General features: G+C 60.0%; 13 protein-coding genes, 6 tRNA genes and 3 rRNA genes. 20 read left to right on the top strand and 2 right to left on the bottom strand.

The window, feature by feature from the left end; translation table 11 throughout:
- Positions 1-238: 238 nt before the first annotated feature.
- The gene (locus tag AC1Z32_RS12340; protein ID WP_483478938.1) at positions 239-1,711 is read right to left on the bottom strand and encodes an MFS transporter; all 1,473 of its coding nucleotides are present in this window, start codon (positions 1,709-1,711) and stop codon (positions 239-241) included.
- 203 nt (positions 1,712-1,914) lie between these two features.
- Between AC1Z32_RS12340 and AC1Z32_RS12335 the strand changes: the two genes are divergently transcribed.
- Positions 1,915-3,177: a TIGR03862 family flavoprotein gene (locus AC1Z32_RS12335; RefSeq protein ID WP_483478937.1), complete on the top strand. Its 1,263-nt coding sequence runs from the start codon at positions 1,915-1,917 to the stop codon at positions 3,175-3,177.
- A gap of 7 nt (positions 3,178-3,184) precedes the next feature.
- Here the strand turns inward: AC1Z32_RS12335 and AC1Z32_RS12330 are convergent, their stop codons facing one another.
- Positions 3,185-4,333: a methyltransferase gene (locus AC1Z32_RS12330; RefSeq protein ID WP_483478936.1), complete on the bottom strand. Its 1,149-nt coding sequence runs from the start codon at positions 4,331-4,333 to the stop codon at positions 3,185-3,187.
- A 174-nt stretch (positions 4,334-4,507) separates the two neighbouring features.
- Here AC1Z32_RS12330 and AC1Z32_RS12325 point away from each other — a divergent pair, with 174 nt between their 5' ends.
- The 19 genes from AC1Z32_RS12325 to rpoC all read left to right on the top strand — a co-directional run bounded on the left by AC1Z32_RS12325 (position 4,508) and on the right by rpoC (position 25,581).
- On the top strand, positions 4,508-5,803 hold the full coding sequence (locus AC1Z32_RS12325; RefSeq protein ID WP_483478935.1) for an SGNH/GDSL hydrolase family protein: 1,296 nt from the start codon (positions 4,508-4,510) through the stop codon (positions 5,801-5,803).
- Between the two features lie 445 nt (positions 5,804-6,248).
- A 16S ribosomal RNA gene (locus AC1Z32_RS12320) occupies positions 6,249-7,780 on the top strand.
- A gap of 62 nt (positions 7,781-7,842) precedes the next feature.
- Positions 7,843-7,919: transfer RNA gene (locus AC1Z32_RS12315), tRNA-Ile, on the top strand.
- 45 nt (positions 7,920-7,964) lie between these two features.
- Positions 7,965-8,040: transfer RNA gene (locus tag AC1Z32_RS12310), tRNA-Ala, on the top strand.
- 287 nt (positions 8,041-8,327) lie between these two features.
- Positions 8,328-11,214 (top strand): 23S ribosomal RNA (locus AC1Z32_RS12305).
- Positions 11,215-11,386: 172 nt separating this feature from the next.
- Positions 11,387-11,500: ribosomal RNA gene (rrf, locus tag AC1Z32_RS12300) — 5S ribosomal RNA — on the top strand.
- Together the 16S, 23S and 5S rRNA genes with 5 tRNA genes alongside form the textbook arrangement of a ribosomal RNA operon.
- A gap of 153 nt (positions 11,501-11,653) precedes the next feature.
- Positions 11,654-11,739, top strand: a tRNA-Tyr gene (locus AC1Z32_RS12295).
- 30 nt (positions 11,740-11,769) lie between these two features.
- A tRNA-Gly gene (locus tag AC1Z32_RS12290) sits at positions 11,770-11,843 on the top strand.
- A gap of 16 nt (positions 11,844-11,859) precedes the next feature.
- Positions 11,860-11,934: transfer RNA gene (locus AC1Z32_RS12285), tRNA-Thr, on the top strand.
- A 62-nt stretch (positions 11,935-11,996) separates the two neighbouring features.
- The gene (gene tuf / locus AC1Z32_RS12280) at positions 11,997-13,187 is read left to right on the top strand and encodes an elongation factor Tu (protein ID WP_061120225.1); all 1,191 of its coding nucleotides are present in this window, start codon (positions 11,997-11,999) and stop codon (positions 13,185-13,187) included.
- Positions 13,188-13,254: 67 nt separating this feature from the next.
- Positions 13,255-13,330: transfer RNA gene (locus AC1Z32_RS12275), tRNA-Trp, on the top strand.
- 34 nt (positions 13,331-13,364) lie between these two features.
- The gene (secE, locus tag AC1Z32_RS12270) at positions 13,365-13,745 is read left to right on the top strand and encodes a preprotein translocase subunit SecE (RefSeq protein ID WP_008343790.1); all 381 of its coding nucleotides are present in this window, start codon (positions 13,365-13,367) and stop codon (positions 13,743-13,745) included.
- A gap of 1 nt (position 13,746) precedes the next feature.
- A complete protein-coding gene (nusG, locus tag AC1Z32_RS12265; protein ID WP_062608715.1) occupies positions 13,747-14,304 on the top strand; it encodes a transcription termination/antitermination protein NusG in 558 nt (185 codons plus the stop codon).
- A gap of 148 nt (positions 14,305-14,452) precedes the next feature.
- Positions 14,453-14,884: a 50S ribosomal protein L11 gene (gene rplK / locus AC1Z32_RS12260; protein WP_062608716.1), complete on the top strand. Its 432-nt coding sequence runs from the start codon at positions 14,453-14,455 to the stop codon at positions 14,882-14,884.
- Positions 14,885-15,583 (top strand): 50S ribosomal protein L1, encoded by a 699-nt coding sequence (rplA, locus tag AC1Z32_RS12255; RefSeq protein ID WP_483478934.1) that lies wholly within the window; start codon positions 14,885-14,887, stop codon positions 15,581-15,583.
- Positions 15,584-15,888: 305 nt separating this feature from the next.
- Positions 15,889-16,386 (top strand): 50S ribosomal protein L10, encoded by a 498-nt coding sequence (gene rplJ, locus AC1Z32_RS12250; RefSeq protein ID WP_483478933.1) that lies wholly within the window; start codon positions 15,889-15,891, stop codon positions 16,384-16,386.
- A 79-nt stretch (positions 16,387-16,465) separates the two neighbouring features.
- Positions 16,466-16,843, top strand: coding sequence for a 50S ribosomal protein L7/L12 (gene rplL, locus AC1Z32_RS12245; protein ID WP_062608719.1), 378 nt, complete (start codon positions 16,466-16,468; stop codon positions 16,841-16,843).
- Between the two features lie 368 nt (positions 16,844-17,211).
- Positions 17,212-21,318, top strand: coding sequence for a DNA-directed RNA polymerase subunit beta (gene rpoB / locus AC1Z32_RS12240; RefSeq protein WP_483478932.1), 4,107 nt, complete (start codon positions 17,212-17,214; stop codon positions 21,316-21,318).
- Between the two features lie 21 nt (positions 21,319-21,339).
- Positions 21,340-25,581, top strand: coding sequence for a DNA-directed RNA polymerase subunit beta' (gene rpoC / locus AC1Z32_RS12235; protein WP_483478931.1), 4,242 nt, complete (start codon positions 21,340-21,342; stop codon positions 25,579-25,581).
- Positions 25,582-25,739: the final 158 nt, after the last annotated feature.

Raw genomic sequence — 25,739 nt, 5'->3', positions numbered from 1 at the left:
CGGCACTCGCTCTTGGATGGTCGCTGTCCGGCGATTATAAACCGACCGGACGGTCGGTAAATAGATTTTCGAGATGCACTCGGGTAATTACGCATGCGGCGCGAAAGGCGGATCGCGTCGCGCGCTCTTTAATCTAGTGCAGACGAGGGAGATGTGCCGGACGGCGAGAGGACAGCGAAGGAGCGGCGATCGACCGCCGCCGCTCCGAAAGGGAGGGTGTCAGGGAAACAGCGGGCGTTCAGCCCTTTTGCTGGACAGCGAAATCTTCCGCATCGACATCGTAGCCCGACGGTTCCCAGCGCACCGCGAGCAGCGCGACGAGCCCGGCGAGCGGCGCGACGGCGATGATCCAGAACACTTTCGTGCCGAGCGCCGCCGACAGAACGGGGAACAGGAACAGCGAAACGGTCGAGCTTGCGCGCATCAGCGTCTGATTGAAGCCGACGCCCACGCCGCGCAGCGAAGTCGGATAGCTAAGCGACGCGAACGTCATGCTGTGCGAGCCGGGCCCGACGCCCTGACCGAGCAGGAACGCGGCGAGAAATGCAATCGCGATGACGACTTCGGCGCCCGTCGACGGTTTCCCGACGATCGCGAGCCCGATCAGCGCGGCCAGCTGAAACGCGTAGCCGACGACCGACAGCTTCCACGCGCCGTATTTGGGCACCGTGCGCACGGAGAACAGCCCGCCCGCGAACGCGAAGCAGAGGTTCAGCGCGAGCGACGCGAGAATCGTGGTGAGCATCGACTGCGCGAGAAAGCTCGAGATGATCACCGGCAGACCGAACGCGACGGCGTTATACGCGAACGACGACGCGATCGCGATGACGGTCGCGAGCACGGTCCGCCGCAGATACACGCCGCGCAGCAGCGCGCCATAGTTGCCCCACGTCGCGCGACGCGTCTTCGGTGCGGCGACGGCGGTTTCATCGACGCGGGCATCGATGCCATAGGAGCGCTTGAGAATCGCCGCCGCGCCCTTGAGATCGCCCTGATTCGCCGCCCAGACCGGCGATTCGCTCATGTAGCGGCTGCGGATCGCGATGATCGCGATCGCCGGAACGGCGCCGAAGCCGAGAATCAGCCGCCAGAGCCAGCCGGCGTTGTGCTCGGGCAAGACCGCGTACAGACCGAGCACGAGCAAATATGAAACGCTGATCGCCGCGTACCAGACCGGACACCACATCGCGACGCGCGCCGCTTTGTTGCCGCGCCCTTGCAGACGCGAAAACTCGGCGAGAAAGGCCATCGCGACGGGCAGGTCGATGCCGACACCGAGACCCATCACGAAGCGCGCACCGCCGAGCACCCACGCATTGGGCGCGAGCGCGCAGGCGATCGCCGCGACGACGAAGAAGAACATGTCGGCCATGAACACGCGGTAGCGGCCGACCTTGTCGGTGAGATAGCCGCCGAGAAACGCGCCGATGATCGCGCCGAACGTGATTGCCGCCGCGACGAAGCCTGTGCCCGTCGGCGTCAGCGAAAACTCGCGGGCAATGTCCTTCATGCCGAACGCGAGCGCGCCGAGATCGTAGGCATCGAGGAAGATCCCGCCGAGCGCGATGGCGACGACGACGCGCGCATCGCTGCCGATCGCCGCGCCGCGATTGACGAGACTGGAGACATCGGCGGCGCTCTTGATGACGGGACGCGGATCGCTGGCGGCGGCCCGGGTGGAAGCACGGTCGGGCGCGAGAGAAACGGACATGATCGGACGAGTTCGGTAAAAAGTTGTTGAGGCAACGAATCGCGGGATCGTACTGGCCCGAGCGCGGCCGACCAAATTCTTTTTTGTTATTTAATGACCTACGACGCGTCTGCAAGGCTTTTCATCGGCCTCGCGCCCTATGCGACCGGCGCGGCGACGGGCGATGCGACAATGTCGCTCCGTTCTGTTGCTGGTATTCAGGCATGTCGTCAGTTGAAAACATCGAATCGGTGAGAATTGCGGTCGTCGGCGGAGGGCCGGCCGGGCTCATGGCCGCGGAAGCCATCGCGGCGGGCGGTGCGCGCGTCGATGTCTTCGACGCGATGCCTTCCGTCGGCCGCAAATTCCTGATGGCCGGCAAGGGCGGCATGAATCTCACGCATTCCGAACCCGCGGACGCCTTTCTCGCACGCTATGGCGCACGGAGCGCGAACATCGCGCCGCTGCTCGCGCGCTTCGATTCGAACGCGTTGCGAAACTGGGTGCACGGGCTGGGCGTTGAAACGTTCGTCGGCAGCTCGGGCCGCGTGTTTCCCACCGACATGAAAGCCGCGCCGATGTTGCGGGCGTGGCTGCATCGGCTGCGCGCGTCGGGCGTGACGTTCCATATGCGGCATCGCTGGCTGGGCTGGGCGGATGAAGACACGTCGATATCGCGTTTCGCGACGCCATCGGGGGAAAAGCGCGTCCGGCACGACGCGCTCGTGCTCGCGCTCGGCGGCGCGAGCTGGCCGCAGCTCGGCTCGGACGGCGGCGCGCTCCCGATTCTCGCGGCGCGAGGCGTGGCCGTGCGGCCATTCGTGCCGTCCAATTGCGGCTTCGATGTCGGCTGGAGCGAGCATTTCAGCAGCCGCTTCGCCGGCGAGCCGCTCAAATCCGTGGCGATCGGCGTGCCGCGCACGGACGGCGCGCTCGAATGGCGCATCGGCGAATGTCTGATCACCGATCAGGGTATCGAAGGCAGTCTGATCTATGCGCTGTCCGCACCGATTCGCGATCGGATCATCGAAAGCGGCGGCGCTGGCGCGACGATCCTGTTGGACCTCGCGCCGCAACTTTCCACCGAGCGCGTGCGCGACGAGGTGCTGCATCCGCGCGGGGCGCGATCGCTTTCGAGTCATCTGCAGAGCCGTCTGCATCTGACGGGCGTGAAAGCGGGCCTGTTGCGCGAGTGCCTGAGCAAGGAAGAATTCGCCGATCTCGACACGCTCGCCGCGCGCATCAAGGCGCTGCCGCTACGCTTGCTGCGTCCGCGGCCGATCGCGGAGGTCATCAGCAGCGCGGGCGGCATCGAATTCGAGGCGCTCGACGCGCATTCGATGTTGAACGCGCTTCCCGGCGTGTTCTGCGCGGGCGAAATGCTCGACTGGGAAGCGCCGACCGGCGGTTATTTGCTGACGGCGTGCTTCGCGAGCGGCCTCGTCGCCGGCGAGGGCGCGCTCGCGTGGCTCGCCAAACGCGCCTGAGAAAGATTTACGCGGCGACGAGCCGCCACAGCGACGTCACTTCCGCCGAGCGCGCGGCGTGCAGCGGATCGGTCTTGTCGGCTGCGCGCGGATGATGCGGCCTGATGTCGATTCGCCCATCCACCTTCAGACCGGCCTTGTCGATCCATTCCTGCAACTGCGCGCGCGTGCGCAGGCCGAGATGTTCCGCGAAGTCCGACAGAATGAGCCAGCCTTCGCCGCCCGGCGTCAGATGAGCGGCGAGGCCATCGAGAAAACCACGCAGCATGCGGCTGTCCGGATCGTAGATGGCGTGCTCGATCGCCGCGCTTGGCCGCGCCGGCAGCCACGGCGGATTGCAGATAATCAGGGGCGCGCGGCCTTCCGGAAACATATCCGCTTCGACGATCTCGACTTGCCGCCCGAGCCCGAGCCGCCCGATGTTCTCCCGCGCGCAGGCGAGCGCGCGGACGTCGACATCCGTCGCAACGATCCGCTCGACGCCGCGCCGCGCGAGCACGGCCGCGAGCACGCCGGTTCCGGTGCCGATATCGAACGCCAGCTCGCGCGACGGCAGCGGCTGATTCGCGATGAGATCGATGTATTCGCCCCGAACCGGCGAGAACACGCCGTAATAAGGATGGATCTTTCCGCCGACCGCGCCGATTTCGACACCCTTCTTGCGCCACTCGTGCGCGCCGATCAGACCCAGCACCTCGCGCAAGGATACGACCGACGCTTCGTCCGGCGGCCCGTACGCTTCCTCGCAGGCCTGGCGCACATTCGGCGCGCGGCGCAGCGGGATCGCATAGTGTTCGCCGAGCGGAAGCACCAGCATCGCGAGGGTGCGCGCACGCTGCGATTGCGCGAGCCGGTGGAGATTGAAGGCGTCGATGGGCGATGTCTCCGTCGCGGGCTTCTTCGATTTGCGCGGCTTGTTGTCGATGCGGCGCGCCATCGCCTGCAGAAGCTGCCGGGCGTTCTGGAAATCGCCGCGCCAGAGGATCGCCGTGCCTTCGCACGCGAGCCGGTAGGCGTGATCGGCTGTCATCTGATCGTGACCGATGACGACGCGCTTCGGTGCCGGATTGCCGCTTTCCGATCGCCAGCGGGCGGAGCGGCTCTCGCCGTCTTCGTCCCAGGTCAGTCGTTGCGGTGCGGTGCTTTTCGGTTGCATATCTATATGAAGGCTCGACACGCGGGCCGTCGCGGCCGGCGAGAAATGAAATTGGCTGCATTGTGAGCCCATTTCGAGCGCGCCGCTGCGGCTTGTTCGCGTTTCGGGCGACGAGCGGCGCGGCGCCTATGACACTTCAGGCACAATCGAGCCTTTTCCCAACGCCATCGCCGAATGAAACTCCGAGTTTTTGCCGCGATCTGCGCGGCCGCGTTTGTCGCGCAGTTCAATTTCGCGCCGCACGCGTTGGCAGCCGAAACCACCGACGCGCCCGCCAACGAACAATGGGTCAGCGCGTGGGGCACCGCGCTGCAATCGATTCCGCAACTCGCGAACCTGCCGCCGCTGTATCGTGCGCCGGATGTCGCGGGGCGCACCGTCCGCCAACTGATTTATCCGCAACTGGACGGCAAGCGCATGCGTCTGCGGATCAGCAATCTGTATGGGACTGTGCCGCTCGTCGTCGAGTCGATGAGCGTCGCGCGGGCCGTGGGCGGCAGCAGCGCTGCGATTCGCGCCGGCACCGCGCGGCCCGTGCTGTTCGGCGGCCACAAGAGCGTGACGATCGCACCGGGCGCGCAAGCCACGAGCGATGCAGTCAGCTTCGACGTCGACGCGCTCCAGCCGGTGGCGGTCAGCATGTTCATGGGGGCGGAGCAAAAGCTCGCGGCGTGGCATCGCGTGGCGAGTCAGGTGAATTACGTCTCGACGCCGGGCGACCACACTGGCGATGCGTCGGCGGGCGCGTTCCGCACGCGCTTCACCCAGTATGCGTGGCTGACGAACGTCGCGGTGGAGAGCCCGTCCGCGCAAGTCGTGGTCGCGATCGGCGATTCGATCACCGACGGCATGCGTTCGTCGATCAACGCAAACCGGCGCTGGCCCGACGAACTCGCGAAGCAGGTCGCGCGCAAGAGCGGCGGGAGGACGGTCGTCGTGAATTCGGGGATCAGCGGCAATCGCCTGCTCAGCAATTCGCCGTGCTATGGCGAGGCGCTGGTGAGCCGCTTCGAACGCGACGCGCTGCGCCAGCCGGGTGTGCGCGCGGTGATCGTGCTGATCGGCATCAACGACATCAATTTCATGGCGATGCCCGCGCACGCCGGGCTCGATTGCGACGCGCCGCACACCGAGGTCAACGCCGACGCGCTGGTGCGCGGCTACCAGCGGCTGATCGCGCAGGCGCATCAGCGGGGCATCAAGATATATGGCGCGACGCTGACGCCGGCTTCGCTGCCGCCGGAGCGCGAGGCGATCCGCACGGCGGTCAACGATTCGATCCGCTCGAGCCGCGCGTTCGACGGGGTGATCGATTTCGATCAGGCGTTGCGGGATCCGTCGCACCCGAGCGTGCTGCAGCGCCGATACGACAGCGGCGATCACATCCACCCGAGCGACGCTGGCTATGCGGCGATGGCGGCGGCAGTGCCGATGGAATTCGTTTCCGCGGCGGCGAAAGCGACGCATTGAAGCGGCGCGAAAAAAGTTTGCTTCATCACCTTGTCATTCGCGTTTGCTTCGCCTAATATTCAGCCCCTCGTCGCAAGACGAGGGCCGCCAACGAAACGGGCGGTCTCCAAAGTCGGCAGATTTTGAAGCGAAAGCGAAAAAGACTGTTGACAAGGAGAAAAAGATTCTTCATAATCTCGTCTCTCTGCTGCTGATAACGCAGCGACGCAAGACGGCAGGTAGCAAAGCCCTTGCGATGTGCTCTTTAAAAACTAACAGCCGATAAGTGTGGGCGCTTGATGGCGAGTGCGGCTGGGGTTCTTCGGAATCTCGGCAATAGCAAAAGTAATCAAGAGTCTCACACGAAGTATCAGAGGAAGGTTTTTCTGTCTTCGGACAGATTAATCATCGTCAGTACGTTGAGTGAGCGACCGGGTTCATGGAACCCGAAAACAGTAACAGGTTTGAACTGAAGAGTTTGATCCTGGCTCAGATTGAACGCTGGCGGCATGCCTTACACATGCAAGTCGAACGGCAGCACGGGGGCAACCCTGGTGGCGAGTGGCGAACGGGTGAGTAATACATCGGAACGTGTCCTGTAGTGGGGGATAGCCCGGCGAAAGCCGGATTAATACCGCATACGACCTAAGGGAGAAAGCGGGGGATCTTCGGACCTCGCGCTATAGGGGCGGCCGATGGCAGATTAGCTAGTTGGTGGGGTAAAGGCCTACCAAGGCGACGATCTGTAGCTGGTCTGAGAGGACGACCAGCCACACTGGGACTGAGACACGGCCCAGACTCCTACGGGAGGCAGCAGTGGGGAATTTTGGACAATGGGGGCAACCCTGATCCAGCAATGCCGCGTGTGTGAAGAAGGCCTTCGGGTTGTAAAGCACTTTTGTCCGGAAAGAAAACTTCGCCGCTAATATCGGTGGAGGATGACGGTACCGGAAGAATAAGCACCGGCTAACTACGTGCCAGCAGCCGCGGTAATACGTAGGGTGCGAGCGTTAATCGGAATTACTGGGCGTAAAGCGTGCGCAGGCGGTCTGTTAAGACCGATGTGAAATCCCCGGGCTTAACCTGGGAACTGCATTGGTGACTGGCAGGCTTTGAGTATGGCAGAGGGGGGTAGAATTCCACGTGTAGCAGTGAAATGCGTAGAGATGTGGAGGAATACCGATGGCGAAGGCAGCCCCCTGGGCCAATACTGACGCTCATGCACGAAAGCGTGGGGAGCAAACAGGATTAGATACCCTGGTAGTCCACGCCCTAAACGATGTCAACTAGTTGTTGGGGATTCATTTCCTTAGTAACGTAGCTAACGCGTGAAGTTGACCGCCTGGGGAGTACGGTCGCAAGATTAAAACTCAAAGGAATTGACGGGGACCCGCACAAGCGGTGGATGATGTGGATTAATTCGATGCAACGCGAAAAACCTTACCTACCCTTGACATGGCCGGAAGTCTGCTGAGAGGTGGACGTGCTCGAAAGAGAACCGGCGCACAGGTGCTGCATGGCTGTCGTCAGCTCGTGTCGTGAGATGTTGGGTTAAGTCCCGCAACGAGCGCAACCCTTGTCCTTAGTTGCTACGCAAGAGCACTCTAAGGAGACTGCCGGTGACAAACCGGAGGAAGGTGGGGATGACGTCAAGTCCTCATGGCCCTTATGGGTAGGGCTTCACACGTCATACAATGGTCGGAACAGAGGGTTGCCAAGCCGCGAGGTGGAGCCAATCCCAGAAAACCGATCGTAGTCCGGATCGCAGTCTGCAACTCGACTGCGTGAAGCTGGAATCGCTAGTAATCGCGGATCAGCATGCCGCGGTGAATACGTTCCCGGGTCTTGTACACACCGCCCGTCACACCATGGGAGTGGGTTTCACCAGAAGTAGGTAGCCTAACCGCAAGGAGGGCGCTTACCACGGTGGGATTCATGACTGGGGTGAAGTCGTAACAAGGTAGCCGTATCGGAAGGTGCGGCTGGATCACCTCCTTTCTCGAGCTTCGCACGACACTATCAAGTGCTCACGCTTATCGGCTGTGGTTAAGACAGGCTAAGGGTCTGTAGCTCAGTCGGTTAGAGCACCGTCTTGATAAGGCGGGGGTCGTTGGTTCGAATCCAACCAGACCCACCACCCGGGGCGTGCTGATGAGAGACGGAGTCGAAGTCAGGCATACACGGGGGATTAGCTCAGCTGGGAGAGCACCTGCTTTGCAAGCAGGGGGTCGTCGGTTCGATCCCGTCATCCTCCACCAATCCTCAATGCACAGTGTTCAAATCATTGAATCCTGTGCATTGGCGATTGAAGCCAGTTGATGCTGTAGGTATAGAAGTGCACCTATCGGCTAAACGTTCTTTAACAATCTGGAAGAAGTAGTAAAGAGAATCGCGAAAGCGCTTAGAGATGGGCGTGATTAACGATTCAGGGTAGTGATTGTATCAAGTATGAAAAGTGATCTTAATGATGACTTGGAATACGGCACAACGCGAATACTCAGCCTATGACGTGGTGAAGACGCGCAAGCAGACACACTCGTTATAGGGTCAAGCGAACAAGTGCATGTGGTGGATGCCTTGGCGATCACAGGCGATGAAGGACGCGGTAGCCTGCGAAAAGTTGTGGGGAGCTGGCAAACGAGCTTTGATCCACAAATGTCCGAATGGGGAAACCCACTCCTAATGGAGTATCCATAGCTGAATACATAGGCTATGTGAAGCGAACGCGGTGAACTGAAACATCTAAGTAACCGCAGGAACAGAAATCAACCGAGATTCCCAAAGTAGTGGCGAGCGAAATGGGAGCAGCCTGTACTCTTTATTTGTATTGTTAGCTGAACGCTCTGGAAAGTGCGGCCATAGCAGGTGATAGCCCTGTAAGCGAAAACAGTATGAAAGAACTAGGGGTACGACAAGTAGGGCGGGACACGTGAAATCCTGTCTGAAGATGGGGGGACCATCCTCCAAGGCTAAATACTCGTGATCGACCGATAGTGAACCAGTACCGTGAGGGAAAGGCGAAAAGAACCCCGGGAGGGGAGTGAAATAGATCCTGAAACCGCATGCATACAAACAGTCGGAGCCTCGTAAGGGGTGACGGCGTACCTTTTGTATAATGGGTCAGCGACTTACGTTCAGTAGCGAGCTTAACTGATTAAGGCAGGCGTAGCGAAAGCGAGTCCGAATAGGGCGATCAGTTGCTGGGCGTAGACCCGAAACCAAGTGATCTATCCATGGCCAGGTTGAAGGTGCGGTAACACGTACTGGAGGACCGAACCCACTAACGTTGAAAAGTTAGGGGATGAGCTGTGGATAGGGGTGAAAGGCTAAACAAACTTGGAAATAGCTGGTTCTCTCCGAAAACTATTTAGGTAGTGCCTCGTGTATCACCTTCGGGGGTAGAGCACTGTCATGGTTGTGGGGTCCATTGCGGATTACTACGCCATAGCAAACTCCGAATACCGAAGAGTGCAATCACGGGAGACAGACATCGGGTGCTAACGTCCGGTGTCAAGAGGGAAACAACCCAGACCGCCAGCTAAGGTCCCAAAGATTGGCTAAGTGGGAAACGAAGTGGGAAGGCTAAAACAGTCAGGAGGTTGGCTTAGAAGCAGCCACCCTTTAAAGAAAGCGTAATAGCTCACTGATCGAGTCGTCCTGCGCGGAAGATGTAACGGGGCTCAAGCCAGTCACCGAAGCTGCGGATACACGTTGAAAGATACGTGTGTGGTAGGAGAGCGTTCCGTAAGCCTGCGAAGGTGTGTCGAAAGGCATGCTGGAGGTATCGGAAGTGCGAATGCTGACATGAGTAGCGATAAAGGGGGTGAAAAGCCCCCTCGCCGTAAGCCCAAGGTTTCCTACGCAACGTTCATCGGCGTAGGGTGAGTCGGCCCCTAAGGCGAGGCAGAAATGCGTAGCTGATGGGAAGCAGGTCAATATTCCTGCACCATTGTTAGATGCGATGGGGGGACGGATCGCGGAAGGTTGTCCGGGTGTTGGACGTCCCGGTCGCTGCATTGGAGAAGGTGCTTAGGCAAATCCGGGCACGTAATTCAAGGGTGTGGCGCGAGCTTCTTCGGAAGCGAAGCAATTGGAAGTGGTTCCAAGAAAAGCCTCTAAGCTTCAGTCTAATAATGACCGTACCGCAAACCGACACAGGTGGGCGAGATGAGTATTCTAAGGCGCTTGAGAGAACTCGGGAGAAGGAACTCGGCAAATTGGTACCGTAACTTCGGGATAAGGTACGCCCTTGTAGCTTGACTGGCCTGCGCCAGGAGGGTGAAAGGGTTGCAATAAACTGGTGGCTGCGACTGTTTAATAAAAACACAGCACTCTGCAAACACGAAAGTGGACGTATAGGGTGTGACGCCTGCCCGGTGCCGGAAGATTAAATGATGGGGTGCAAGCTCTTGATTGAAGTCCCGGTAAACGGCGGCCGTAACTATAACGGTCCTAAGGTAGCGAAATTCCTTGTCGGGTAAGTTCCGACCTGCACGAATGGCGTAACGATGGCCACACTGTCTCCTCCCGAGACTCAGCGAAGTTGAAGTGTTTGTGATGATGCAATCTCCCCGCGGCTAGACGGAAAGACCCCATGAACCTTTACTGTAGCTTTGCATTGGACTTTGAACCGATCTGTGTAGGATAGGTGGGAGGCTATGAAGCCAGGACGCTAGTCTTGGTGGAGCCGTCCTTGAAATACCACCCTGGTTTGTTTGAGGTTCTAACCTTGGCCCGTGATCCGGGTCGGGGACAGTGCATGGTAGGCAGTTTGACTGGGGCGGTCTCCTCCCAAAGCGTAACGGAGGAGTACGAAGGTACGCTAGGTACGGTCGGAAATCGTGCTGATAGTGCAATGGCATAAGCGTGCTTAACTGCGAGACCGACAAGTCGAGCAGGTGCGAAAGCAGGTCATAGTGATCCGGTGGTTCTGTATGGAAGGGCCATCGCTCAACGGATAAAAGGTACTCTGGGGATAACAGGCTGATACCGCCCAAGAGTTCATATCGACGGCGGTGTTTGGCACCTCGATGTCGGCTCATCTCATCCTGGGGCTGTAGCCGGTCCCAAGGGTATGGCTGTTCGCCATTTAAAGAGGTACGTGAGCTGGGTTTAAAACGTCGTGAGACAGTTTGGTCCCTATCTGCCGTGGGCGTTGGATATTTGAAGGGGGCTGCTCCTAGTACGAGAGGACCGGAGTGGACGAACCTCTGGTGTACCGGTTGTGACGCCAGTCGCATCGCCGGGTAGCTATGTTCGGAAGAGATAACCGCTGAAAGCATCTAAGCGGGAAACTCGCCTTAAGATGAGATATCCCCGGGGCTTCGAGCCCCTTGAAGGGTCGTTCCAGACCAGGACGTTGATAGGTCAGGTGTGTAAGTGCAGTAATGCATTGAGCTAACTGATACTAATTGCCCGTAAGGCTTGATCCTATAACCAGTGTGTTTGCGTCAGTCTCAAGTTAGCGCTTTAGCGCTGACTGGGACAAGTCCCCGCAGGGGAACGCTGGTTGAGTGACGCCTGTGCCCGCAGTCACTGCCCAAACACTTCTACTTCTTCCCAGATTGGCTGTAGCGCGAACCCGCGACACAGCAACAAGTCATGCCTGATGACCATAGCGAGTCGGTACCACCCCTTCCCATCCCGAACAGGACCGTGAAACGACTCCACGCCGATGATAGTGCGGATCACCCGTGTGAAAGTAGGTAATCGTCAGGCTCCTCATGCTTTGATGCAAACAAAAAGCCCCAACTCCCGGAGTTGGGGCTTTTTGCATTTCGTCTCACCTATAAGTGAGAGCCTCGATTGTTTCGGGTCGTAAGAAACGCTTGACAACGGCGTGTTGTTACCCCATAATCGATAGTTCTCTGCGGAGGGGTGCCCGAGTGGCTAAAGGGGGCAGACTGTAAATCTGTTGGCTTACGCCTACGTTGGTTCGAATCCAACCTCCTCCACCAGAATTCAAGCGGTAAGGGAATCCAACCCTCGCGGGTGTAGCTCAATGGTAGAGCAGAAGCCTTCCAAGCTTACGACGAGGGTTCGATTCCCTTCACCCGCTCCAGTGACGGTTTTGTAGTGCCCATGTGGCTCAGTGGTAGAGCACTCCCTTGGTAAGGGAGAGGTCGGCAGTTCGATCCTGCCCATGGGCACCAGCTGTATCAGTCTAGTAAGTTGCGCGCGGCGCAAGGTGCGAAAATCCTGTTAGGAGTCGAAAATGGCCAAAGGTAAATTCGAGCGGACCAAGCCGCACGTGAACGTGGGCACGATCGGTCACGTTGACCACGGCAAGACCACGCTGACGGCAGCGATCACGACGGTTCTCACGCAGAAGTTCGGCGGCGAAGCGAAGGCGTACGACCAGATCGACGCAGCGCCGGAAGAAAAGGCACGTGGTATTACCATCAACACCGCGCACGTCGAGTACGAAACGGCTAACCGCCACTACGCACACGTCGATTGCCCGGGCCACGCCGACTACGTGAAGAACATGATCACGGGCGCGGCGCAGATGGACGGCGCAATCCTGGTGTGTTCGGCCGCTGACGGCCCGATGCCGCAAACGCGTGAGCACATCCTGCTGGCGCGTCAGGTTGGCGTGCCGTACATCATCGTGTTCCTGAACAAGTGCGACATGGTGGACGACGCCGAGCTGCTCGAGCTCGTCGAAATGGAAGTGCGTGAACTGCTCTCGAAGTACGACTTCCCGGGCGACGACACCCCGATCATCAAGGGTTCGGCCAAGCTGGCGCTGGAAGGCGACAAGGGCGAGCTGGGCGAAGTGGCGATCATGAACCTGGCCGACGCGCTGGATTCGTACATCCCGACGCCGGAGCGCGCAGTTGACGGTTCGTTCCTGATGCCGGTGGAAGACGTGTTCTCGATCTCGGGTCGTGGCACGGTGGTGACAGGCCGCGTTGAGCGCGGTGTCGTCAAGGTCGGCGAGGAAATCGAAATCGTCGGTATCAAGCCGACGGTGAAGACCACCTGCACGGGCGTGGAAATGTTCCGCAAGCTGCTCGACCAAGGTCAGGCAGGCGACAACGTCGGTATCCTGCTGCGCGGCACGAAGCGTGAAGACGTGGAGCGCGGCCAGGTTCTGGCCAAGCCGGGTTCGATCACGCCGCACACGCACTTCACGGCTGAAGTGTACGTGCTGAGCAAGGACGAAGGCGGCCGTCATACGCCGTTCTTCAACAACTACCGTCCGCAGTTCTACTTCCGTACGACGGACGTGACGGGCTCGATCGAGCTGCCGAAGGACAAGGAAATGGTGATGCCGGGCGACAACGTGTCGATCACGGTCAAGCTGATCGCTCCGATCGCCATGGAAGAAGGTCTGCGCTTCGCAATCCGCGAAGGTGGCCGTACCGTCGGCGCCGGTGTCGTGGCGAAGATTATCGAGTAAGAGCCAGAGATCTTCTCGGTAGTTTAGTGGTTTCGGGGTCGGCGAAATCCGTCGACCCCAATGGTTTAGGGGTATAGCTCAACTGGCAGAGCGTCGGTCTCCAAAACCGAAGGTTGGGGGTTCGATTCCCTCTGCCCCTGCCAAATTCTCGCGCCAAGTGGCGCTGTTTAAGGTGTTATGGCGAATCCTTCCGTCGAAACTGTAAATACTTCCGGCGACAAGTTGATGTTGGTGGCGGGCGTATTGTTGGTCTTGGCCGGGTTCGTTGGATTCTTCTGGCTCTCGGGCCAAGAATGGTACGTCCGCGGCGCAGCGCTTGCTGTCGGTGTCATCGCGGGTGTCGCAGTCGGTCTTCTCTCTGCGCCGGGCAAAGGTTTCATCGCCTTCGCCAAAGACTCGTACAAGGAAGTCCGCAAGGTCGTCTGGCCGACCCGCAAAGAGGCCACGCAAACGACCCTGGTGGTCTTCGCGTTTGTTCTGATCATGGCCATTTTCCTTTGGCTTAGCGATAAGTCGATCGAATGGGTGATATTCTCGGCGATTCTGGGTTGGAAATGATATGAGCGATACTCCGACATCCCCGAGTGGAAAGCGTTGGTATGTGGTGCACGCCTACTCCGGCATGGAGAAGAGCGTGCAACGTGCGCTTCAGGAGCGCATCGAACGTGCAGGCATGCAAGATCAATTCGGTCAGATTCTCGTCCCGACCGAAGAAGTTGTTGAAGTAAAGGGCGGTCACAAGTCGGTCACTGAGCGTCGTTTCTTCCCGGGCTACGTCCTGGTCGAAATGGAAATGACGGACGAAACGTGGCACCTGGTCAAGAACACGGCCAAAGTCACTGGTTTCGTGGGCGGCGCACGCAATCGTCCGAGTCCCATTTCTGCGCGTGAGGTCGAAAAGATCATGTCGCAGATGCAGGAAGGCGTTGAAAAGCCGCGGCCCAAGACGCTTTTCGAAGTGGGCGAGATGGTCCGCGTGAAGGAAGGTCCGTTCACCGACTTCAACGGCAACGTCGAAGAAGTGAATTACGAAAAGTCCCGAGTGCGTGTCTCCGTCACGATCTTCGGGCGATCGACACCGGTCGAACTCGAGTTCGGCCAGGTCGAAAAGCTCTAATCGAAAATATCGCGCGTGGCTCTCGAGTCATCGCGCGATTCGCGCTTACGGTCCGCGTCATGGCCGTTGAGGAGCGTCAGTAGCCGGCAACGTCGAACACGCGCTATCACTCACCGAACGCTCGCGCGTTCAGCAGAGGTTTTCCAATATGGCAAAGAAAATCGTCGGCTTTATCAAGCTGCAGATTCCTGCAGGTAAAGCCAACCCGTCGCCGCCGGTCGGTCCGGCACTGGGCCAACGCGGCCTGAACATCATGGAGTTCTGCAAGGCGTTCAACGCGCAGACTCAGGGCATGGAGCCGGGTCTGCCGGTGCCGGTCGTCATTACGGCATTCGCGGACAAGAGTTTCACCTTCATCATGAAGACGCCGCCGGCCACCGTTCTGATCAAGAAGGCAGCCAGCGTGCAGAAGGGTTCGAGCAAGCCGCATACCGACAAGGTCGGCAACATCACCCGCGCTCAAGCGGAAGAAATCGCGAAGACCAAGATGCCGGATCTTACGGCAGCTGATCTGGACGCAGCCGTGCGCACGATCGCCGGCAGCGCGCGTTCGATGGGTATCACTGTGGAGGGCGTGTAAATGGCTAAGCTTTCGAAGCGCCTTCAGGCATTCGCGAACAAGGTTGATCGTCAGAAGCTGTATCCGATCGACGACGCACTGGCTCTCGTAAAGGAATGCGCGAGCGCCAAGTTCGACGAGTCGATCGACGTGGCAGTGCAACTCGGCATCGACGCGAAGAAGTCGGACCAGGTTGTTCGCGGTTCCGTGGTTCTGCCGGCTGGTACCGGCAAGTCGGTTCGCGTGGCAGTGTTCGCCCAAGGCGACAAAGCTGAACAAGCTCGCGCAGCTGGCGCGGACGTGGTCGGCATGGAAGACCTGGCCGAGCAAGTCAAGGCTGGCAATCTGAACTTCGACGTCGTGATCGCTTCGCCGGACACGATGCGCGTGGTCGGTACGCTCGGTCAGATCCTCGGCCCGCGCGGCCTGATGCCGAACCCGAAGGTCGGTACGGTTACGCCGGACGTTGCCCAAGCGGTCAAGAATGCGAAGGCGGGTCAGGTGCAATTCCGCGTCGACAAGGCCGGTATCATCCACGGCACGATCGGTCGCGCATCGTTCGAGTCGGCCTCGCTCCGCCAGAATCTGGCTGCGCTGATTGACGCGCTGCAAAAGGCGAAGCCGGCGACGAGCAAGGGCGTGTACCTGCGCAAGATCGCCGTGTCGAGCACGATGGGTGTCGGCGTTCGCGTGGATCAAGGCACGCTGGCGCAGCAGTAAGAATCACGAGCGCGGTCGAGTGGCCGCGCTTCAAAAAGGGCTTTGGGCGGCTGCCGGATGGAAGTTCCAAATCGGGCAGCCGGTTGTCAAAGACCGTTGGTGGAGATGCTGCAGGTAGGCATCGCCTTAATTCAAACCAACGCAGATGGCGAACCCGAAACAGTTTTGCAGTGGTTGAAGTCGGTTGTCGAGCGTCGTGAGACGGTTCACCAATCGGCCGAAATACTCCTAACAGTCGGACGCCGTTGTCGAACGTGGTGCATGAGGGTTGGTAGCCCGAGTGCATCGAATCTGGAGGTTTAACCGTGCCACTGAACAAAGAAGATAAGCAGGCAGTCGTCGCTGAAGTCGCCGCGCAAGTCGCGAAGGCTCAGACGATGGTGCTCGCTGAGTATCGTGGGATCACGGTTGGCGATCTGACCAAGCTGCGCGCGAAAGCGCGTGAGCAACAGGTGTATCTGCGCGTGTTGAAAAACACGCTGGCGCGTCGCGCCGTCGAAGGTACGCCGTTCGCTCCGCTGGCTGAGCAGATGACCGGTCCTCTGATCTACGGCATCTCGGAAGATGCCATTGCCGCTGCCAAGGTCGTGAACGACTTCGGTAAGGGCAATGACAAGTTGATCATCAAGGCTGGTTCCTACGAAGGCAAGGTGATGGACAAGGCTGGCGTGCAAGCGCTGGCCAACATCCCCAGCCGCGAAGAACTGCTCTCCAAGCTGCTGTTCGTTATGCAGGCACCTGTTTCCGGCTTTGCGCGCGCTATGGCCGCGCTGGCTGAGAAGAAGCAGGGCGAAGCTGCTTAACGATCGCGCTTGGGCGCTAGTCGCTTAAGGCAAAGCTAGATCGCTAGCTCGATCCGAATTCAATTTAGGAGTATTTCAAATGGCAATCGCAAAAGAAGACATCCTGGAAGCCGTTGGCGCGATGTCGGTGCTGGAACTGAACGAGCTGGTCAAGGCGTTCGAAGAGAAGTTTGGCGTGTCGGCTGCTGCTGTTGCAGTTGCTGGCCCGGCAGGCGCTGGTGGCGCCGCTGCTGCTGCTGAAGAGCAGACCGAGTTCACCGTGAACCTGCTCGAAGCAGGCGCGAACAAGGTTTCCGTCATCAAGGCAGTTCGTGAACTGACGGGTCTCGGCCTGAAGGAAGCGAAGGACCTGGTCGACGGCGCACCGAAGCCCATCAAGGAAGCGGTGCCCAAGGCTGCTGCTGAAGAAGCGAAGAAGAAGCTGGAAGACGCAGGCGCGAAGGCTGAAATCAAGTAAGTTTCATTGCGCTATGCGAAGGCTGGCGGTTTTTCACCGCCGGCCTTTTTGTGCTTTGTGGGGACGCAGTTTTTATGCTTGTCAGCAAGCATAAATGTCCTCGCAGAAGCCAAAGAGAACGCTCGTATCGGAATAAATTCCCGGTCGTTCTCTTTGTCTTCTGAAGCGACTGCAGAAGGCAAGTTTGGTCGGGTAGCGGGAAACACAGGCATCCGCTGCCGTCAGCCAGCGGTTGGTAGCGGCCAACCACCAAGCTTCTAGACTCGCGCGTCCTCCCCGGACACGTGCGCGGGTCTCAGTCGGTGAACACCGGGCTGTGACATCGAGGTATCCCGCCTCGGTAACGCCCGCCGTGATTCGGAGATCGTATGCAATATTCCTTCACCGAGAAGAAGCGTATTCGCAAGAGTTTCGCGAAGCGCCCCATCGTTCACCAAGTTCCCTTTTTGCTGGCGACCCAGCTTGAATCATTCCAGACGTTTCTGCAAGCAGACACGTCGTCTTCGCAACGCAAGTCAGAAGGCTTGCAAGCTGCGTTCACCTCTGTTTTTCCGATTGTCTCGCACAACGGCTTCGCGCGGCTCGAGTTCGTCAGCTACATGCTGTCGCCGCCCGCATTCAACATCAAGGAATGTCAGCAGCGCGGCCTGACGTACTGCTCGGCACTGCGCGCGAAAGTGCGCCTGGTTTTGCTCGATAAAGAATCGCCGAGCAAGCCGGTCGTCAAGGAAGTGAAGGAACAGGAAGTGTACATGGGCGAAATTCCGCTCATGACGCCGACGGGTTCGTTCGTCATCAACGGCACTGAGCGCGTGATCGTGTCGCAGCTCCACCGTTCGCCTGGCGTGTTCTTCGAGCACGACAAGGGCAAGACGCACAGCTCCGGCAAGCTGCTGTTTTCGGCGCGGATCATTCCTTACCGCGGGTCGTGGCTCGATTTCGAATTCGACCCGAAGGACGTGCTGTACTTCCGCGTCGACCGTCGCCGCAAGATGCCGGTCACGATCCTGCTGAAGGCTATCGGCATGTCGCCGGAGCAGATCCTTGCCAACTTCTTCGTGTTCGATAACTTCGGCCTGATGAGCGAAGGCGCGCAGATGGAATTCGTTCCGGAGCGTCTGCGCGGTGAAGTCGCGCGTTTCGACATCCAGGATCGCGACGGCAACGTCATCGTCACGAAGGACAAGCGGATCAACGCGAAGCACATCCGCGACCTCGAAAACGCCAAGACGAAGTTCATCTCGGTGCCCGAGGAGTACCTGCTCGGCCGTGTGCTGGCGAAGAACGTGATCGACCCCGAAACGGGCGAAGTGATCGCGAACGCCAACGAGGAAATCACGGAATCGGTCCTCGAAAAGCTGCGTGAAGCGAAGGTCAAGGATATTCAGACGCTCTACACGAACGATCTGGATCAGGGTCCGTACATCTCGTCGACGCTGCGGATCGACGAGACCGCCGACAAGATGGCCGCGCGCATCGCGATCTATCGCATGATGCGTCCGGGCGAGCCGCCGACCGAAGAAGCGGTCGAGGCGCTGTTCAATCGTCTGTTTTACAGCGAAGACGCGTACGACCTGTCGAAGGTCGGCCGTATGAAGTTCAACCGTCGCGTCGGCCGCGACGAAATCATCGGCCCGATGACGCTGCAGGACGACGACATCCTCGCGACCATCAAGATCCTCGTCGAGCTGCGTAACGGCAAGGGCGAAGTGGACGACATCGACCACCTCGGCAATCGCCGTGTGCGTTGCGTCGGCGAACTCGCGGAGAACCAGTTCCGCGCGGGTCTCGTGCGCGTCGAGCGCGCGGTGAAGGAACGCCTCGGCCAGGCCGAAAGCGAAAACCTGATGCCGCACGACCTGATCAACTCGAAGCCGATTTCGTCGGCGATTCGCGAGTTCTTCGGTTCGTCGCAGCTTTCGCAGTTCATGGACCAGACCAACCCGCTGTCGGAAATCACGCACAAGCGCCGCGTCTCCGCACTGGGACCGGGCGGTCTGACGCGCGAGCGCGCGGGCTTCGAAGTCCGCGACGTGCATCCGACGCACTACGGCCGCGTGTGCCCGATCGAAACGCCGGAAGGTCCGAACATCGGTCTGATCAACTCGCTCGCGCTGTACGCGCACCTGAACGAGTACGGCTTCCTCGAAACGCCGTACCGCAAGGTCGTGGACAGCAAGGTGACCGACCAGATCGACTATCTGTCGGCAATCGAAGAAGGCCGCTACGTGATCGCTCAGGCGAACGCGGCGGTGGCCGAAGACGGCACGCTGACCGACGAACTCGTGTCGTCGCGTGAAGCGGGCGAAACGCTGATGGTCACGCCGGACCGCATCCAGTACATGGACGTGGCACCGTCGCAGATCGTGTCGGTGGCTGCATCGCTGATTCCGTTCCTCGAGCACGACGACGCGAACCGCGCGTTGATGGGCTCGAACATGCAGCGTCAGGCCGTGCCGTGTCTGCGTCCGGAAAAGCCGGTCGTCGGTACGGGTATCGAGCGTACGGTGGCTGTCGACTCGGGTACGACCGTGCAGGCGCTGCGTGGCGGCGTGGTGGATTACGTCGACGCGGGCCGTATCGTGATTCGCGTGAACGACGATGAAGCCGTTGCAGGCGACGTCGGCGTGGACATCTACAACCTGATCAAGTACACGCGTTCGAACCAGAACACGAACATCAACCAGCGTCCGATCGCGAAGGTCGGCGACAAGGTCTCGCGCGGCGACGTGCTGGCCGACGGCGCCTCGACGGATCTGGGCGAGCTCGCGCTCGGCCAGAACATGCTGGTCGCGTTCATGCCGTGGAATGGCTACAACTTCGAAGACTCGATCCTGATCTCGGAGAAGGTCGTTGCGGACGATCGCTACACGTCGATCCACATCGAAGAGTTGAATGTCGTTGCTCGCGACACGAAGCTCGGACCGGAAGAAATCACGCGCGATATTTCGAACCTCGCTGAAGTGCAGCTTGGCCGTCTCGACGAGTCGGGCATCGTGTACATCGGCGCGGAAGTCGAAGCAGGCGACGTGCTGGTCGGCAAGGTCACGCCGAAGGGCGAAACCCAGCTGACGCCGGAAGAAAAGCTGCTGCGCGCGATCTTCGGCGAGAAGGCGTCCGACGTGAAGGACACGTCGCTGCGCGTGCCGTCGGGCATGAGCGGCACGGTGATCGACGTGCAGGTGTTCACGCGTGAAGGCATCACGCGCGACAAGCGCGCGCAACAGATTATCGACGACGAACTGAAGCGCTATCGCCTCGATTTGAACGACCAGCTGCGCATCGTGGAAGGCGACGCGTTCCAGCGTCTCGCACGCATGCTGAACGGCAAGGTCGCGAACGGTGGTCCGAAGAAGCTCGCGAAGGGCACGAAGATCGACCTCGCGTACCTCGAAGATCTCGACCACTACCACTGGTTCGACATCCGCCTCGCGGACGAAGAAGCAGCGGCACAGCTGGAAGCGATCAAGGACTCGATCGAGCAGAAGCGTCACCAGTTCGATCTCGCGTTCGAAGAGAAGCGCAAGAAGCTCACGCAAGGCGACGAACTGCCGCCGGGCGTGCTGAAGATGGTCAAGGTGTATCTCGCGGTCAAGCGTCGTCTGCAGCCGGGCGACAAGATGGCGGGCCGTCACGGTAACAAGGGTGTCGTGTCGAAGATCGTGCCGATCGAAGACATGCCGTACATGGCCGATGGCCGTCCGGCCGACGTCGTGCTGAACCCGCTCGGCGTGCCGTCGCGGATGAACGTGGGTCAGATTCTCGAAGTGCATCTGGGCTGGGCCGCGAAGGGTCTCGGCTGGCGCATCGGCGAAATGATGCAGCGTCAGGCGAAGATCGAAGAGCTGCGTCAGTTCCTCACGCAGATCTACAACGAGTCGGGCCGCAAGGAAGAGCTGGAAACCTTCTCGGATGACGAGATCGTCGAACTGGCGAAGAACCTGCGCGAAGGCGTGCCGTTCGCGACGCCGGTGTTCGACGGCGCGACGGAAGGCGAAATGACGCGCGCGCTCGATCTGGCGTTCCCGGATCAGATCGCGGACAACCTCGGCATGACGCCGTCGAAAAACCAGGTCACGCTGTACGACGGCCGCACCGGCGAAGCATTCGAGCGCACGGTCACGGTCGGCTACATGCACTACCTGAAGCTGCACCACCTGGTCGACGACAAGATGCACGCGCGTTCGACCGGTCCGTACTCGCTCGTCACGCAGCAGCCGCTGGGTGGTAAGGCGCAGTTCGGTGGCCAGCGCTTCGGTGAGATGGAAGTGTGGGCGCTCGAGGCGTATGGCGCGTCGTATGTGCTGCAGGAAATGCTGACGGTCAAGTCGGACGACGTGACGGGCCGGACCAAGGTTTATGAGAATCTGGTCAAGGGCGACCACGTGATCGACGCGGGCATGCCGGAATCCTTCAACGTGTTGGTGAAGGAAATCCGCTCGCTCGGTATTGATATCGATCTGGACCGCAACTAATCGGACTACGGAGAGAAAGCAATGAAAGCTCTGCTCGATCTATTCAAGCAAGTCCAACAAGAAGAAGTTTTTGATGCGATCAAGATCGGCCTCGCGTCGCCCGACAAGATTCGTTCTTGGTCGTTCGGCGAAGTGAAGAAGCCGGAGACCATCAACTACCGCACGTTCAAGCCGGAGCGGGATGGCCTGTTCTGCGCGAAGATTTTTGGTCCGATCAAGGACTACGAATGCCTTTGCGGCAAGTACAAGCGCCTGAAGCATCGTGGCGTGATCTGCGAGAAGTGCGGCGTCGAAGTGACGCTGGCGAAGGTGCGTCGTGAGCGGATGGGCCACATCGAGCTGGCCTCGCCGGTCGCGCACATCTGGTTCCTGAAGTCGCTGCCGTCGCGTCTGGGCATGGTGCTCGACATGACGCTGCGCGACATCGAGCGCGTGCTGTACTTCGAAGCATATGTGGTGATCGATCCGGGCATGACGCCGCTGAAAGCGCGGCAGATCATGACGGAAGAGGATTACTACAACAAGGTCGAAGAGTACGGTGACGAATTCCGTGCCGAAATGGGCGCGGAAGGCGTGCGCGAACTGCTGCGCGCGATCAACATCGACGAGCAGGTCGAGATGCTGCGCACCGAACTCAAAAACACGGGTTCGGAAGCGAAGATCAAGAAGTACGCGAAGCGCCTGAAAGTGCTCGAAGCATTCCAGCGCTCGGGTATCAAGCCCGACTGGATGGTGCTCGAAGTGCTGCCGGTGCTGCCGCCGGAACTGCGTCCGCTCGTGCCGCTGGACGGCGGCCGCTTCGCGACGTCGGACCTGAACGACCTGTATCGCCGCGTGATCAACCGTAACAACCGGTTGAAGCGTCTGCTCGAACTGAAGGCGCCTGAGATCATCGTCCGCAACGAAAAGCGGATGCTGCAGGAAGCCGTCGATTCGCTGCTCGACAACGGCCGTCGCGGCAAGGCGATGACCGGCGCGAACAAGCGTCCGCTGAAGTCGCTCGCTGACATGATCAAGGGTAAGGGCGGTCGTTTCCGTCAGAACCTGCTCGGTAAGCGTGTGGACTACTCGGGCCGTTCGGTGATCGTGGTCGGCCCGACGCTCAAGCTGCATCAGTGCGGTCTGCCGAAGCTGATGGCGCTCGAACTGTTCAAGCCGTTCATCTTCAACAAGCTGGAAGTGATGGGCGTGGCTACGACCATCAAGGCTGCGAAGAAGGAAGTCGAGAACCAGACGCCGGTGGTGTGGGACATCCTCGAAGAGGTGATCCGCGAGCATCCGGTCATGCTGAACCGTGCGCCTACGCTGCACCGTCTCGGCATTCAGGCTTTCGAGCCGGTGCTGATCGAAGGTAAGGCAATTCAGCTGCACCCGCTCGTCTGCGCGGCGTTCAACGCCGACTTCGACGGTGACCAGATGGCCGTTCACGTGCCGCTGTCGCTCGAAGCGCAGATGGAAGCGCGCACGCTGATGCTGGCGTCGAACAACGTCCTGTTCCCGGCGAACGGCGATCCGTCGATCGTGCCGTCGCAGGATATCGTGCTGGGCCTTTACTACGCATCGCGTGAAGCGGTGAACGGCAAGGGCGAAGGCATGACGTTCACGGGCGTGTCGGAAGTGATCCGCGCGTACGAGAACAAGGAAGTCGAGCTGGCTTCGCGCGTCAACGTGCGTATCACCGAAATGGTGGCGAACGAGGACACGAGCGAAGGCGCGCCGAAGTTCGTGCCGAAGATCACGCTGTACGCGACGACCGTCGGCCGGTCGATTCTGTCGGAGATTCTGCCGCCGGGTCTGCCGTTCACGGTGCTGAACAAGCCGCTGAAAAAGAAGCAGATTTCGCAGCTGATCAACACGGCGTTCCGCAAGTGCGGTCTGCGCGAAACGGTGATCTTCGCCGACCAGCTGATGCAGATGGGCTTCCGTCTCGCGACGCGCGCCGGCATCTCGATTTGCGTGGACGACATGCTCGTGCCGCCGCAGAAAGAGACGATCGTCGGCGACGCCGCGAAGAAGGTGAAGGAGTACGACCGCCAGTACATGTCGGGTCTCGTCACCGCGCAAGAGCGCTACAACAACGTGGTCGACATCTGGTCGGCGACGTCGGAAGCGGTCGGCAAGGCGATGATGGAGCAGCTCGCGACGGAGCCGGTTACGGATCGTGACGGTAACGAAACGAAGCAGGAGTCGTTCAACTCCATCTACATGATGGCCGACTCGGGCGCTCGTGGTTCCGCGGTGCAGATTCGTCAGCTCGCCGGTATGCGCGGCCTGATGGCGAAGCCGGACGGCTCGATCATCGAAACGCCGATTACCGCGAACTTCCGCGAAGGTCTGAACGTGTTGCAGTACTTCATCTCGACCCACGGTGCACGTAAGGGTCTGGCTGATACGGCACTGAAGACCGCGAACTCGGGTTACCTGACGCGTCGTCTCGTCGACGTGACGCAGGATCTCGTCGTCGTCGAAGATGATTGCGGCACGTCGAACGGCGTGGCGATGAAGGCGTTGGTCGAAGGCGGTGAAGTCGTCGAAGCGCTGCGTGACCGTATTCTCGGCCGCGTCGCGGTGGCGGACGTCGTCAATCCGGAAACGCAGGAGACGATCTACGCTTCGGGCGATCTGCTCGACGAAGACGCGGTGGAAAAGATCGAGAGCCTCGGCATCGACGAAGTGCGCGTGCGCACGCCGCTCACGTGCGAAACGCGTTATGGCCTGTGCGCCGCGTGCTACGGCCGCGACCTGGGCCGCGGTTCGCGCGTGAATGTCGGTGAGGCAGTCGGTGTGATCGCTGCTCAGTCGATCGGTGAGCCGGGCACGCAGCTGACGATGCGTACGTTCCACATCGGTGGTGCGGCATCGCGCGCGGCGGTTGCTTCGACGGTCGAAGCGAAGAGCAACGGTACGGTGCGCTTCACGGCCACGATGCGTTACGTCACCAACGCGAAGGGCGAGCAGGTCGTCATCTCGCGTTCGGGCGAAGCGATCATCGCGGACGACTTCGGTCGCGAGCGTGAGCGTCACAAGGTTCCGTACGGCGCGACGCTGCTGCAACTCGACGGCGCGACGATCAAGGCCGGTGCGCAACTGGCTCAATGGGATCCGCTGACGCGTCCGATCATCACCGAGTGGGGCGGTACGGTGAAGTTCGAAAACGTCGAGGAAGGCGTGACGGTCGCGAAGCAGATCGACGACGTGACCGGTCTTTCGACCCTCGTCGTGATCGACGCGAAGCGCCGCGGCTCGCAGACGAAGAGCGTGCGTCCGCAGGTGAAACTGCTCGACGCGAACGGCGAGGAAGTGAAGATCCCGAACACCGAGCATTCGGTGCAGATCGGCTTCCAGGTCGGCGCACTGATCACCGTGAAGGATGGTCAGCAAGTGCAGGTCGGTGAAGTGCTGGCACGTATCCCGGTTGAAGCGCAGAAGACGCGTGACATTACCGGTGGTCTGCCGCGCGTGGCCGAACTGTTCGAAGCGCGCTCGCCGAAGGACGCTGGCATTCTGGCGGAAGTCACGGGCACGACGTCGTTCGGTAAGGACACGAAGGGCAAGCAGCGTCTCGTCATCACGGACCTCGAGGGCAATCAGCACGAGTTCCTGATCGCGAAGGAAAAGCAGGTGCTGGTGCACGATGGTCAGGTCGTCAACAAGGGCGAAATGATCGTTGACGGTCCTGCCGATCCGCACGACATCCTGCGTTTGCAGGGTATCGAGGCGTTGTCGCGCTACATCGTGGACGAAGTGCAGGACGTGTACCGTCTGCAGGGCGTGAAGATCAACGACAAGCACATCGAAGTGATCGTGCGTCAGATGCTGCGTCGTGTGCAGATCGTCGACAACGGCGATACGCGCTTCATCCCGGGCGAGCAGGTCGAGCGTTCGGACATGCTGGACGAAAACGACAAGATGATCGCGGAGGACAAGCGTCCGGCGACGTACGACAACGTGCTGCTCGGTATCACGAAGGCTTCGCTGTCGACGGATTCGTTCATCTCGGCGGCGTCGTTCCAGGAAACGACCCGCGTGCTGACCGAAGCGGCGATCATGGGCAAGCGCGACGATCTGCGTGGCCTGAAGGAAAACGTGATCGTCGGCCGTCTGATTCCGGCCGGTACCGGTCTCGCGTTCCACAAGGCGCGCAAGGCGAAGGAATCGTCGGATCGCGAGCGTTTCGACCAGATTGCTGCCGAAGAGGCATTCGAGTTTGGTGCGCCGGAAACCCCGGCAGCGGAGCAGCAGCAGCCGCATACCAACGAGTAAGCGTCTTTCGTTCATAGCAGCATCGAACCGCCCAGCTTCGGCTGGGCGGTTTTTTTTCGTCTGCCGATTTTCACTTCGATGGCTCTGCCGTTCGGCTAACGATGCGTTCCGCCTCGTCGGCGCGTGACCATGCGTTGGTAGAATTCGTTATCTCTCAC

The sequence above is a fragment of the Caballeronia sp. 11_S32 genome (assembly GCF_056930355.1).
Note: the sequence above shows the minus strand (reverse complement) of the source record. Positions and strands in the feature narration are given on the sequence as shown.